A 13,301-nucleotide genomic window follows, 5' to 3' on the forward strand; every position below is an offset into this window, starting at 1 on the left:
TTTCAGTCCAGTGTCACGCCGGTGCGGCGCACGACCTCGGCCCAGCGATCCATCTCGGCCAGGACGTAGCGCTGGGTTTCCTCCGGCGGGCTGCCGCCGGGATCGACGCCGATGGAGGCATAGCGCGTGCGCACCGCATCGCTGGCCAGCGCCCGGCGAAGCTGCGCGTAGAAGGCCTGCACGACGTCGTCCGGCACCGCCGCCGGGCCCGCCAGGCCGAACCAGTTGGTGGTCACGACATTGGGGAATCCCTGCTCGGCCAGCGTCGGGATATCCGGGAAGGCGGCGCTGCGGGTGGCGGTGGAGAGGGCCAGCGGCCGCACCGCGCCGCTGCGGATATGCACGGCGGCCGAGGGCAGGCTGTCCCACATCCCCTCGATCCGCCCGCCGATCACATCCGCCGTCGCCGCCTGGGCGCCGCGATAGGGGACATGGGCGATGTCGATGCCGGCCGCGGCCTTCAGCAATTCGCCGGTCAGGTGGTGCAGCGTGCCATTGCCGCCGGAGCCGAAATTCATCGCGCCGGGGCGGGCTTTGGCGGCGGCGATATAGGCGGCGAGATCGGCGAAGGGCTGGTCCTTGCCGACGATCAGCACCAGCGGCAGCGTGCCGATGATGGTGATGCTGCGGAAGTCGCGGCGGGTGTCATAGGGCAGGTCGCGGCGCAGCGAGGGGAAGATCGCCTGCGGGCCGACATTCGTCGTCATCCAGGTGTAGCCATCCGGCGCCGATTTCGCGACGTGGTCGGAGGCGACGACACCGCCCGCGCCGGCGCGATTCTCCACCGGAAAGGGCTGGCCGGTCTGTTCCTGCAGGGCCTGCGCCAGGGTGCGGGTCAGGATGTCGGAGGCGCCGCCCGGCGGGGCGGAGGAAATCATGCGGACCGGGCGGCTGGGCCAGGGTGCCTGTGCCAGCGCGGGCATGGCGGGGGCCAAGGCGAGGGCGGAAAGCAGCGTGCGGCGGCGCATGGGCGAGTGTCCTTGTCCGGAAGGGTTGCAGCGATGGGACACGCGAAGCGCCGACGCGGCAAGGCGATGCCGACCCGGCAGAAGGGTGATGCTTGACGTGCGACGCCCTGGCACGCAATCCCCCGCCATGGCCCTGCCCCCCCTGCTGCATCTTCGCGATATCCGCCTGCGCCTCGGTTCCACCCAGTTGCTGGACGGGGCGGAAATTGCCGTCTCGGCGGGGGACCGGCTGGCGCTGGTCGGCCGCAATGGCTCCGGCAAATCCACCCTGCTGAAGATCGCCGCCGGCATCATCGAGGCCGATGCCGGCAGCGTCTTCATCCAGCCGGGTGCGACCATCCGCTACCTGCCGCAGGAGCCGGACCTGGCGGGCTTCGCCACCACCGGCGCCTATGTCGCCGCAGGCCTCGGCCCGGGCGATGACCCGCACCGGGCGCGGGTGCTGCTGGAAGGCCTCGGCCTGACCGGGGAGGAAAGCCCGGAAAACCTCTCGGGCGGCGAATCCCGGCGCGCGGCGCTGGCCCGCGTGCTGGCGCCGGAGCCGGATATCCTGCTGCTGGACGAGCCGACCAACCACCTCGACCTGCCGGCGATCGAATGGCTGGAACAGGAACTCGGCCCGCTGCGCAGCGCGCTGGTCCTGATCAGCCACGACCGGCGCTTTCTGGAACGACTTTCCAAATCCATGGTCTGGCTGGACCGCGGCACCACCCGCCGGCTCGACCAGGGATTTGCGCATTTCGAGGCCTGGCGGGACCAGGTTCTCGAAGAGGAGGAAATGCAGGCGCACAAGTTGGCCCGCAAGATCGTGCGGGAGGAGCATTGGCTGCGCTACGGCGTGACCGCGCGGCGCAAGCGCAATGTGAAGCGGCTGTCCGGGCTTCAGGATCTCCGCAAGCGGCACCGCGAACGGATCACGGCGCCGGGCACGGTGCGGATGGCGGCAAGCGAGGGCGATGCCTCCGGCACGCTGGTGGCGGCGCTGGAAGGCGTGACCAAGGCTTTTGGCGATGCGCCGCCCGTGGTGCGGGATTTCTCGACGCGGATCATGCGCGGCGACCGGGTCGGCATCGTCGGCCCGAACGGCGCGGGCAAGACCACCTTGCTCAACCTGCTGACCGGCGCACTGAAGCCGGATGAGGGGCGCGTGCGTCTCGGCGCCAGCCTCGAGATGGTGACGATGGACCAGACGCGGGACAGCCTTGACCCGGCGACCTCGCTGCAATCGGCGCTGACCGGTGGCTCCGGCGACCAGGTGCGGATCGGCGGCGAGGTGAAGCACGTCATCGGCTACATGAAGGACTTTCTTTTCCTTCCGGAACAGGCTCGGACGCCGGTTTCGGCGCTGTCGGGCGGCGAGCGGGGGCGGCTGATGCTGGCGCGGTGCCTGGCGACGCCGTCCAACCTTCTGGTGCTGGACGAGCCGACCAACGACCTGGACCTCGAAACGCTCGACCTGCTGCAGGAATTGCTGGCCGAGTATTCCGGCACCGTCATCGTCGTCAGCCACGACCGCGACTTCCTCGACCGCGTCGCGACCAATGTGATCGTCAGCGAGGGCAATGGTGCCTGGCAGGATTATGCCGGCGGCTATTCCGACATGGTGGCGCAGCGCGGCCGCGGCGTGCAGGCCAAGGCACGCGCCGCGGCTGCGGCAGCCGCCGCCGAACGCGGCACGGTGGAGGCGCCGCGCGCGGCGGCGAAGGCGAAAATGTCCTTCAAGGACAAGCACGCGCTGGAATCCCTGCCCGCCCGTATCGCGCTGTTGGAAAAGGAGATCGGCCTGCTGCAGAAGGCGCTGGCCGACCCCGCGCTCTATACCAACGACCCGCCCGGCTTCGCGGCGCGCAGCAACCTGCTGGCAAAGAAGCAGGCGGAACGCGAGGCGGCCGAGGAAGACTGGCTGCGGCTGGAGATGCTGCGGGAGGAGATCGAGGGATGACCATCGGCGTCGGCGGATCGGATTTCGCCACGGAACTCGCGGGCCTCCGCAACCAGCGGGATGCGGTGCCGCCGATCGGGGCGGAGGAACACGCCCGCCGCGTGGACCGCGCCCAGGCCCGCATGGCGGAACTCGGCATCGCGGCGCTGTGGCTGGATGGCACGACCAACCTGGCCTGGATGACCGGCCTGAAGCATGGCCAGTCCGAACGCCCGGTCGGCGCCGTGCTGCCGGTGCGCGGCCCCCTCACCTATCTCTGCCCGGAATTCGAGGTGGAGAAGCTGAAGACCATGCTGGCCCTGCCCGGCGAGGTCCGTGGCTGGGAGGAGGATGAGGACCCCTACGCGCTGTTCTCCGACATCCTGCGGTCCTCCGACGTCTCCGGCGGCACGGTCGCGCTGGACGAGATGGCGCGGGTCTTCGTGGCGGAGGGGCTGCGCGCGGCGCTGCCGAACCACCATTTCATCGCCAGCGGCCCGGTCACCGGCTACCTCCGCCAGCGCAAGACGGAGCAGGAGGTGGCGCTGCTGCGCCAGGCGATGGGCATGACGCTGGAAATCCAGGCCGCCGCCGCCCGAGGCATGCGCGAAGGCGTCACCACCACCGAGGTCGGCGAATTCCTCGCCGCCGCGCATCGCAAGGCCGGCTTCGATGGCGGGCCCGCCTTCTCCATCGTTTTGTTCGGGGAGGCCACGGCCTATCCGCATGGCGTGCCCTATCCGCAGGTGCTGAAGGATGGCGATGTGGTGCTGATCGATGTCGGCGCGCCGCTGCACGGCTACGTCTCCGACATCACCCGCAGCTACGTCTTCGGCGAGCCGACCCGGCGCCAGCGGGACATCTGGAACCTGGACCACGCGGCGCAGGCGGCCGGCATCGCGGTGGCGAAACCCGGCATCACCGGCGGCGCCATCGATGACGCGGTACGTGGTGTGGTGGTCGCCGCCGGCTTCGGCCCGGGGCACAAGACGCCGGGCCTGCCCCACCGTGCGGGCCATGGCATCGGCATGGATGTGCATGAGGGACCGTATTTCGTGAAGGGCGGCAAGGAGATCCTGGCCCCCGGCGTCACCGGCAGCATCGAGCCGACCATCACCATCTACGGCGAATTCGGCATCCGGCTGGAGGACCACATCCTCATCACCGAGACCGGCGCCAGCTGGCTGACGCAACCCGCCAGATCCGTGGATGATCCCTTCGGAGTGGCGTGAATGCGCCCGGACCAGAGGGCGTGAATACGCCCGGACCAAAGGGCGTGAATACGCCCGGACCAGAGGGGCGCGACGATACCTTCTTCAGCATAGGATTGACCGCCATGTTGACGATCTATGGCTGCCTCCGTTCCCGCGCCTCCCGCAATGTGTGGCTGGCGCATGAGGCGGGGCTGGAATTCCGTCATGTGCCGGTGATGCAGGCCTATCGCCTGGCGGACCCGGATGCGGCGGACGCGCCGCTGCACACGCGCAGCCCGGCCTTCCTGGCGGTGAACCCGAACGGCCATATTCCCTCCCTGACGGATGGCGCGCTGGTGCTGCACGAAAGCCTCGCCATCAACCTGTACCTGGCCCGCAAATACGGCGGCGCACTCGGCCCGGCCGATGCGGCGGAGGATGGGCTGATGGGCATGTGGTCGCTCTGGGCGGCAACCGAGTTCGAGCCGCACAGCATCGAGATCCTCACCCACCGCCTCGCCAAGCCGCCGGCCGAGCGCGACGCCGCCAAGGCCGAAGCCGCGATCGCCGCATTGCGCCAGCCCGTCGCCGTGCTCGACCGCGCGCTGGCCGAAACCGGCCATCTGGTCGGCGGCCGCTTCAGCGTGGCGGATATCAACGTGGCGGAGGTGGTGCGCTACGCCCTGCCGGCGCCGGAATTGTTTGCCGAGGCCCCGCATCTCCAGGCCTGGATCGCCGCCTGCCACGCCCGCCCGGCCTTCCTGCGGATGATGGCGGAGCGCGAGCGGGAAGCCGCCTGAACGGCGCCCGAGCACGGGGCTTTGAACAATCGGCTGGCAATCCGATGCCATACTGTCACTTGCCGGTTCACCGGAGCGACCTATTGGCCTATGCAAGGTCGCCTGTCCTGAACGAGCCAGTGAACAAGGCGCGCGCAATGCATATTTTCAGATTTTATGCCCGAGCTTTCCATGGCTGAGTCCTTGCCGACCCAGCCACGTCCAGGTCTCTCGCGGCCGGTATTCTTCTCCTCCGCCAGCGTGTTGCTGGTGCTTGTGCTTTTTGCCGGCCTATGGCCGGACCAGGCGGCCGTCGTCTTCGCCGCGGCCCAGGCGTGGGTGATCTCCAGCTTCGGCTGGTTCTACATGCTCGCCGTGGCCATCTTCCTGGTGGCCGCCGTGCTGCTGGCCTTTGGACGGCACGGCGCCGTTCGGCTCGGCGCGGATGACGAGACACCGGAATTCGGCAACGGGTCCTGGTTCGCCATGCTGTTCAGCGCCGGCATGGGCATCGGCCTGATGTTCTTCGGCGTCGCCGAGCCGGTGATGCACTACGCCACCCCGCCCCCCGGCACCGCCGGCACGCCGCAGAGCTTCGGCGCGGCGCGGGAGGCGATGGTCTCCACCTTCTTCCACTGGGGCCTGCACGCCTGGGCGATCTACGCCATGGTGGGCCTGGTACTGGCCTATTTCGGCTTCCGGCGCGGCCTGCCGCTGACCATCCGCTCCGCCTTGTATCCCTTTCTCGGCGAGCGCTTCCGCGGCTGGCCGGGCCATGTGGTGGACAGTTTCGCGGTCATCGGCACCATGCTCGGGGTCGCCACCTCGCTCGGCTACGGCGCGGCGCAGACCAATGCCGGGCTGGCACACCTCACCGGCCTGCCGACCGGCCCCTGGGTGCAGGTGGCGCTGATCGCGGCCATCATCACCATCGCGCTCGGCTCCGTCGTGCTCGGGCTGGATGCCGGCATCCGGCGACTGTCGATCCTGAACCTGGGCCTGGCGCTCGGGCTGATGGTGTTCGTGCTGCTCACCGGGCCGACCCTGTTCCTGGTGCAGGCCTATGTGCAGAACATCGGCGCCTATCTGGCCGATATCGTCGGCCGCACCTTCCGGCTGCATGCCTATGAACCCTCCGGCTGGCTCGGCGGCTGGACCTTGCTCTACTGGGCCTGGTGGATCTCCTGGTCGCCCTTCGTCGGCATGTTCATCGCCCGGATCAGCCGGGGCCGGACCATCAAGGAATTCGTGCTCGGCGTTCTGGTGGCGCCGGCCGGCTTCACCTTTGCCTGGATGACCATCTTCGGGAACACCGCCATCCAGATGGACATGACCCAGGGCGGCTGGCTGGCGACCGCGGTGGGGGATGACGTGACCACGGCGCTGTTCCGCTTCCTGGGCGCGCTGCCGCTATCGGCCATCTCCAGCTGGATCGCGACGCTGCTGATCGTGACCTTCTTCGTAACCTCCGCCGACAGCGCGGCGCTGGTGGTGGATACCATCGCCTCCGGCGGGTCCGAGGAGAATCCCGTCTGGCAGCGCATCTTCTGGTGCATTTCCATCGGTGCGCTGGCCGCGGTGTTGCTGCTGGCCGGTGGGCTTTCGGCGCTGCAGACCGCGTCGCTGATTGGCGCCCTGCCCTTCACCGTGATCATGCTGGTCGCGACCTGGGGGCTGTTCCGCGCGCTGGCGGAGGAAGAAGGCGCCCGCACCGGGCTGGCGCCCGCACGCGCACCTGCAGCCGCGGATGGCTGGCAGCAGCGCCTGGGCGCGGCACTGCACCGGCCGAGCCGCGTCACGGCGGAACGGCACCTGGATGCCGCCATCCGCCCGGCGCTGGAAGCGGTGGCGGAGGAAATCCGCAAGCGTGGCGGCCTGGCGGAGCTGTCCTCCGAGGATGGCCGCGCCGCACTGGCGGCCGACCTGCCCGGCGGGGCGCGCTTCACCTATGCGGTGCAGCTTCGCGCGATGAAGGAGCCGGCCTTCGCGCTGGCCGGCGCGCAGCCGACAGAGGCGAGCCGCCATCGCTGGTGGCGCGCCGAGGTGGCGGGCGCGGGCTATGACGTGTTCGGTTGGACCCGGGACGACATCATTGGCGATGTCATGGCCGTGCTCGACCGCGCCCTGGCTCGCGTGGTGCGCTAGCGCCGCATGCCGGGAGTCCTGCTTTCCGCCAGCGCCCTGTTCGGCGGCGTCGCGCTGCTGCTGACCGGGCACGGGCTGCTGACCCTGCTGCTGCCGCTGCGCGGCGTGGAGGAGGGCTTCGGCCCGATGGCGATCGGGCTGCTCGGCTCGGCCTATTTCGCCGGCTTCGTTGCGGGCTGCCTGCATGGGCCGCATCTGGTGGGGCGCGCGGGGCATATCCGCGCCTTCGCGGCGGTGGTCTGCGGCGTCTCCGCCGTGGCCTTCGCCTATCCGCTGCTGGTGGGCGAAGTGGCCTGGGCGCTGATGCGCTTCGGCTTCGGCTACGGGCTGGCGGTGTTCTATCTGGTCGTCGAATCCTGGCTGAACGACCGCGCCACCAATGCCACGCGCGGCCTGCTGCTGGGCACCTACGTCATGATCAACCACGCCGCGATCGCGGCGGGGCAGATGATGGTGCTGGCCTATCCGGTGGCGGGGTTCGAGCTGTTCGCGGTGGCCGGCATCCTGATCAGCGTTGCCGCCATTCCGGTGGCGCTGACCCGGGCGCCACAGCCCACGCCGGTGACGGATGTGCGCTTCCGGCCGGGCAAGCTGTGGCGCGCTTCCCCGGTGGGGCTGGTAGGCAGCCTGATGGTCGGGCTGGCGAATGGCGCCTTCTGGGGCCTGGGCGCGGTGGCGGCCACCGGTTTCGGGCTGGATGAGAATGGCGCCGCCCTGTTCATGACGGCGGCGGTGCTGGCCGGCGCCGTGACGCAGATGCCGATCGGGCGCCTGTCGGACCGCATGGACCGGCGCTTCGTGCTGGCCGGGCTGCTGCTGGCCTCCATCGCGGTGGGGCTGGCGCTGGGGCTGCTGGCGCCGCAGGGCGCGCTGCTGCTGGCGCTGGCGGCGGCCTTCGGCGGCGTCGCGCTGCCCTGCTATTCGATCGCCGCCGCGCATGCCTACGACCATGCGGACCCGGCCGACTATGTGGGCACCGCGTCGTCGCTGCTGCTGGTGAACGGGCTCGGCTCCATCATCGGGCCGATCGGCGCCGCGATCCTGATGCGGTCCTTCCCCGGTGGCGGGCTGTTCCTGTTCATCGCGCTGACCCAGGCCGGGCTGCTGGGCTTCGTGCTGTGGCGCCTGCGCCAGCGCGCCGCCCCCGCGCCGGAACTGCGCGAGAGCTTCGACATGGCCGCCACATCCCCTGCCATGGTCGGCGCCGTCATCACGCCCGGGGCGGATGCCGAGGCGGAAGAGCCCGCGCCGGCAGCGACGCCGGTCTGATCAGCCGAGGCGCGCGCCCGAGGCCCGCACCGCCGCGCCCCAGCGCGCCCGTTCCGCCTGGATGAAGGCGGCGAAGGCATCCGGGTTCATCGCCGGCGCCGGTTCCGCACCGCGGGCGCGCAGCGCCGCCACCACGGATTCCTCACGCAGGCCCTCGGTGAAGGCGGCGTTCAGCCGTTCGATCACCGGGGCGGGCGTGCCCGTGGGGGCGAAGATGCCGTCCCAGGCGCTGACCTGGAAGCCCGGCAGCACGGAGGCCACGGTCGGCAGGTTCGGATGGGTTGCCAGGGTGGTGGCGGAGGTGACGGCCAGCGTCCGAACCGCGTCGTTCTGCATGGCGGCGAAGGCGGCCGGGATCAGCTCGATCGCCAGGTCGATCCGCCCGGCGGCCAGGTCCGTCATCGCCGCCGCATTGCCGCGATAGGGCACGTGCAGGATGTCCACGCCGGCCGCCATCCGGAACATCTCCGCTGCGATGTGCCCGGTGGTGCCGTTGCCGGCCGAGCCGTAGCTGGCCTTGCCCGGATTGGCCTTCAGCCAGGCGATGAGCTGCGGCAGCGTCTCCACCGGCAGGTCGCGCTTGACCAGCACCACCAGCACGATGCGCGACAGCGGCGCGACCGGGACGAAATCCTCATGCGGGCGGAAGCCGAGCCGCGGGTACAGCGCCTCGTTGATCGCATGGGTGCCGTTGGTGCCGTAGAACAGGGTGTAGCCATCCGGCGCCGCGCGGGCCGCGACCTCCGCCCCCACATTGCCGCCGGCGCCGGGGCGGTTCTCCACCACGAAGCTCTGGCCCAGCCGGGCCTGGGCCGGGCCGGTGGCGAGGCGCGACAGCGTGTCCCCGCCGCCGCCCGCCAGGAAGGGCACCACCAGCCGGATCGGCCGGTCCGGCCAGCCCTGCGCCCGGGCGCCGCCCGCCGCCAGCAGCAGCCCGGCCGCCAGCGCACCCCGCCGCGTCATGCGCGGCCCGTTCCCCAGACCCATTGCTTCTCTCCCCATTCTTGTTGTGCGCCGGTCAGACCGGCCAGGCTTCCAGCAGGTCCACCGGGTCGCCATAGGTCTCGGCGAGTGTCCGCACCTTCGGGTCGCGCAGCGACAGCAGGTAGCCATCCTCCACCAGCGGGCGGTTCCCCGCCGTCACCGTGGCGTCGTAGAGCACCAGGTCCATGTGGATGTGCGGCTCCTCCCAATTCGGCATCACCCGGCGCAGGTAGTCGGATGGCTTGGGCGCGTTGATGCCGACATGCAGGCTGCCCGGGGAGTTGGGGCCGGCCGGGTAGATGTCGAAGCGCGGCGCCTTCGGGTTGTGGCCGCAGCCCAGCTCCTCCAGCGTGCCGCCGATCAGGTAGTCGCGCATCACCTCCGCGGCGAAGCCCTCGCCATGGACGGCATGCACCAGGTCGTCCTTGAACTCGACGCCGACCGGGCTTTCGAAGGGCCTGTCGAAGCCCACCGCCCAATTCGCCCAGACGGTGCCGGTGATGCCGACCTTGTCCTCCGGCTGCAGGCCGACCATCGAGTATTCGAACAGGTTCGGCCCATGCGTCGGCAGGTAGTGCACGTAGCAGCCCGGCTCATCGGCGATGTTGTGGCCGCGCCAGCGATTATGCTTCCGCAGATGCTGCAGCATGGCGTTCGTGTAGGGGATGCGGAGATCCGTGCCGCGGGGGTCGGACAGGCGCAGGGTGAAATCGCCCTGTTCGGGGAACAGCCGCCCGGTGGCGCGGATGATCTCGCCCAGCAGGTCCAGCGGGAACTGCGCCTGCGGCGTGTGCAGCAGATGCAGGTCGCGGAAGAAGGTGATCTTCACCCAGCGCTGCCCCTGGTTGCGGCGCAGCCCGATGCAATACGGATCGAGCACCGAGGCGAACCAGGTGGAGACCACGAAGGTGGCGCGCGACAGCAGCGCCTTGGCTTCCTCCGGCACCGTCACGTAGCGGGTGCTCTCCCCCATATAGCTGGCGAAGGTGGCGCCGCGGCCGCGTGCCAGGCCCTGCACCGCCTGGATCACGCGGGGGTCCAGCAGCGGGTCGGTCAGCATCACCACATGGTCGCCGGGCCGGATCGCCATCACCCGGCAGAAATTGTCCACGCCCCGCATATACGCGCCGATATCGGCGGGCGGGTGCTGCACGGGGCGTGGCAGGCCGCGGCGCGTCGGCGCGGCCAGGATGTCTTCGATGCGCGTCGGGAAGCGCGACATGGGGTTTCCTCCGCCGGGTCGTTCAGACCCTTACATACCTAAGTATTGCGGAGGCGCGGCGCCGCCGTCCAGCCCCCGGATGCAGGGGGCTGGATTGCCTCGCCTTCGGGCGCGGGCCGGCTACGCCTCGGAGATCACCTTCAGCACGCCCGGCACGGCCAGCGCCGCGAATTGCTGCGCGGTCGCGATATCGCCCTCATTGTACCAGCCGGCCTCGTGCAGCAGGTTGATGGTGGCGATGGTGCGGCCGTCCCAGCGCACCGGCACGTTCAGCACGCTCTCGCAGCCCAGGCTGCGGATCAGCTCGTGGTCGTAGAACACATCGGTGATGTCGGCGTAGGTGTACCCGATATAGGGCACACCTTCGTTCAGCACCTTGGCGAACCAGGGGGTCGGGTTGATCGGCTTGCGGCCGCCTACCGGGTATTCCTTCGGCATGTTGGAATAGTAGCGCTGGCTTTCGCTCGCGCCCGGATGGATCACCAGGATGGTGAACAGCTTGTGGCCGATCGCCTGGCCCATGGCGGCATCGAGCGCGGCGAACAGTTCCTCCGGCTGGCCGGGCTGGATCATGGCGCTGACGACGGAGGCAAAATCGGGAACGGGGCGGGTCATGGGAACGCCTTGGTACGGGTTTTCTCGGGGATCAGGCCCTGCGGCCGGAAGCGCAGCAGCAGGATCAGGCTCAGCGCGATCGCACCCTCACGCAGCGCCGCCTTCTGCACGGGGCTGACGCCGGGGATGATGGCGGAGAGGAAGCGGGTGGATTCCAGCAGCGCGATGACGAACAGCGCGCCGATGATGGCGCCCCGCATGGCGCCGACGCCGCCGGCGGTCAGCGCCAGCACGATGTAGATGGTCAGCAGCGGGGCGAAGCCGTCCGGCGCGATATAGGCGTTGTAGTGGGCATACAGCGCCCCTGCCCCGCCCAGTACCGCGGCGCCGATGGTGAAGGCGCGGACCTTGAACCACAGCACCGGCTTGCCGGCGACGGCGGCGATGTCCTCATCCTCGCGGATCGCGCGCAGCACCCGGCCGAAGGGCGAATGCGACAGGCGCGCCAGCAGCACGAAGACCACGGCAACCGCCGTCCAGACGATGCCGAGATAGATCAGGTTGAAGCCCTGCGGCGAGACATCGCCGCGCCACGGCCCGGGAATGCCGGAGATGCCATCCGTGCCATTGGTCAGCCAGATCTCGTTCGACGCCACCAGGCGGATCACCTCGGCGAAGCCCAGCGTGACGATGGCCAGGTAGTCGCCGCGCAGCCGCGCCACGATCAGCGCCATCACGGCGCCCGCGGCGGCGGCCATCAGGGCGCCCGCCGCCCAGCCGAGCGGCATCGGCCAGAGCAGCTTGGTGGTCAGCAGGGCGGAGGCATAGGCGCCGACCGCGAAGAAGCCGACCAGGCCGAGATTGACCATCCCGGCCAGGCCCCAGATCACGTTCAGCCCCAGCGCCATCAGCGCGTAGAAGCCGGCGAAGACCAGCATGGCGACGAGGTAGGCTTCCATCAGTTGCGCGCCCCGAGAATGCCCTGCGGCCGGAACATCAGCACCAGCAGGATGGCGAGGAAGGCGGTGACGGTGCGGTAGGCGGGCGACAGAACCACGCCGGCCAACTCCTCCCCCACCCCCACCACCATGGCGCCCAGCGCCGCGCCGGGGATCGAGCCCAGCCCGCCCACCACCGCGGCTGCGAAGACGGAGAGCACGACGCGAAAGCCGGTCAGCGGGTCGATCGAGGTGTCGATGCCGATCAGCATGCCGCCGCACCCCGCCAAGCCGCCGCCGAGGAAGACGGCCACGCGGGCGATGCGGTTGGGATCGACGCCCTTGATGTCGGCCAGCACGGGATTGTCGGCCACCGCCCGCATGGCGCGCCCCAGTCGCGAGAAGCCCAATAGAAGAAACAGCCCGCCCGCCGCGACGATGGCGTAGCCGGTGTTCTGCAATTGCTGCGGATTGACGCGGATGCCGTCGAAGCGCCAGTCGCGCAGGATCGGCAGGTCATAGCCGCGCAGGTCATTGCCGAAGCTGAAGCGGATGATGTTCTCCAGCAGGATGGTCATGGCGACGGAGGCGATGGCGACGGTCAGCGGCCCCGCCGGGCGCAGCGGCCGGAACGCCGCTTCCTCGGCCAGCAGCGACACCAGCCCCGCCACCAGGAAGGCCAGCGGCAGCGCCAGCCCGATCGGCCAGCCATACACCGCATTCGCCACCCAGCCGGCGAAGGCGCCGGTGGTCGCGAAGCCGGCGATGGCGAAGTTCGGGTAGCGCAGCACGGCGAAGATGCAGTTGAAGCCGATGGCGGGCAGCATCAGCACGCTGCCCGCCATCACGCCGTTCAGCAGGATCTGAACGATGTCACGCCAATCCTGGATCATTTCATGCCCTCAGACGCCGGGCGCACGCTCCGCGTGCTTGGCTGCGCGGCATAAGCCGCGGCGGCCATTCGGCCGCTCGGCCGCCGAAGATCGCCGGCCGCATGGTGCACACCCTCAGACGCCGGGCGCGCGCTCCGCGTGCTTGGCTGCGCGGCATAGGCCGCGGCGGCCATTCGGCCGCTCGGCCGCTGAAGATCGCCGGCCGCATGGTGCACACCCTCAGACGCCGGGCGCACGCTCCGCGTGCTTGGCTGCGCGGCATAAGCCGCGGCGGCCATTCGGCCGCTCGGCCGCCGAAGATCGCCGGCCGCATGGTGCACACCCTCAGACGCCGGGCGCACGCTCCGCGTGCTTGGCTGCGCGGCATAGGCCGCGGCGGCCATTCGGCCGCTCGGCCGCCGAAGCACGCCGGCCGCAAGGCGCCGCAAGGGATC

11 protein-coding genes are annotated in these 13,301 nt (G+C 70.1%); 5 read left to right on the plus strand and 6 right to left on the minus strand.

The window, feature by feature from the left end; translation table 11 throughout:
- Positions 1-2: 2 nt before the first annotated feature.
- Positions 3-968 carry a Bug family tripartite tricarboxylate transporter substrate binding protein gene (locus tag HB662_RS21365; RefSeq protein ID WP_168052564.1) on the minus strand — a complete coding sequence of 322 codons (966 nt, stop codon included), beginning with the start codon at positions 966-968 and terminating at the stop codon, positions 3-5.
- 127 nt (positions 969-1,095) lie between these two features.
- Between HB662_RS21365 and HB662_RS21370 the strand changes: the two genes are divergently transcribed.
- From HB662_RS21370 to HB662_RS21390, 5 genes are all read left to right on the plus strand, one after another.
- Positions 1,096-2,910, plus strand: coding sequence for an ABC-F family ATP-binding cassette domain-containing protein (locus HB662_RS21370; protein WP_168052566.1), 1,815 nt, complete (start codon positions 1,096-1,098; stop codon positions 2,908-2,910).
- Positions 2,907-4,121, plus strand: coding sequence for a M24 family metallopeptidase (locus tag HB662_RS21375; RefSeq protein ID WP_168052568.1), 1,215 nt, complete (start codon positions 2,907-2,909; stop codon positions 4,119-4,121). Before HB662_RS21370 ends, HB662_RS21375 begins: the two co-directional genes overlap by 4 nt.
- 104 nt (positions 4,122-4,225) lie before the next feature.
- Entirely contained in the window at positions 4,226-4,882 is a 657-nt protein-coding gene (locus tag HB662_RS21380) for a glutathione S-transferase family protein (protein WP_168052570.1), read from the plus strand.
- A gap of 171 nt (positions 4,883-5,053) precedes the next feature.
- Positions 5,054-7,006 (plus strand): BCCT family transporter, encoded by a 1,953-nt coding sequence (locus HB662_RS21385; RefSeq protein WP_168052572.1) that lies wholly within the window; start codon positions 5,054-5,056, stop codon positions 7,004-7,006.
- Positions 7,007-7,012: 6 nt separating this feature from the next.
- Positions 7,013-8,275, plus strand: a complete 1,263-nt coding sequence (locus HB662_RS21390; protein WP_168052574.1) for an MFS transporter — start codon at positions 7,013-7,015, stop codon at positions 8,273-8,275.
- On the opposite strand, the gene HB662_RS21395 is transcribed toward HB662_RS21390, so the two are convergent.
- The 5 genes from HB662_RS21395 to HB662_RS21415 all read right to left on the minus strand — a co-directional run bounded on the left by HB662_RS21395 (position 8,276) and on the right by HB662_RS21415 (position 12,867).
- A complete protein-coding gene (locus HB662_RS21395; protein WP_245185793.1) occupies positions 8,276-9,262 on the minus strand; it encodes a Bug family tripartite tricarboxylate transporter substrate binding protein in 987 nt (328 codons plus the stop codon).
- 31 nt (positions 9,263-9,293) lie between these two features.
- A complete protein-coding gene (locus tag HB662_RS21400; protein WP_168052576.1) occupies positions 9,294-10,481 on the minus strand; it encodes a hypothetical protein in 1,188 nt (395 codons plus the stop codon).
- Positions 10,482-10,601: 120 nt separating this feature from the next.
- A complete protein-coding gene (locus HB662_RS21405; protein ID WP_168052578.1) occupies positions 10,602-11,096 on the minus strand; it encodes a GAF domain-containing protein in 495 nt (164 codons plus the stop codon).
- On the minus strand, positions 11,093-11,995 hold the full coding sequence (locus HB662_RS21410; RefSeq protein ID WP_168052580.1) for a branched-chain amino acid ABC transporter permease: 903 nt from the start codon (positions 11,993-11,995) through the stop codon (positions 11,093-11,095). Before HB662_RS21410 ends, HB662_RS21405 begins: the two co-directional genes overlap by 4 nt.
- Positions 11,995-12,867 (minus strand): branched-chain amino acid ABC transporter permease, encoded by an 873-nt coding sequence (locus HB662_RS21415; protein WP_168052582.1) that lies wholly within the window; start codon positions 12,865-12,867, stop codon positions 11,995-11,997. The genes HB662_RS21410 and HB662_RS21415 overlap by 1 nt, the downstream gene beginning before the upstream one ends.
- Positions 12,868-13,301 lie beyond the last annotated feature (434 nt).

Source organism: Falsiroseomonas frigidaquae, from assembly GCF_012163145.1.
Lineage (GTDB): Bacteria > Pseudomonadota > Alphaproteobacteria > Acetobacterales > Acetobacteraceae > Falsiroseomonas > Falsiroseomonas frigidaquae.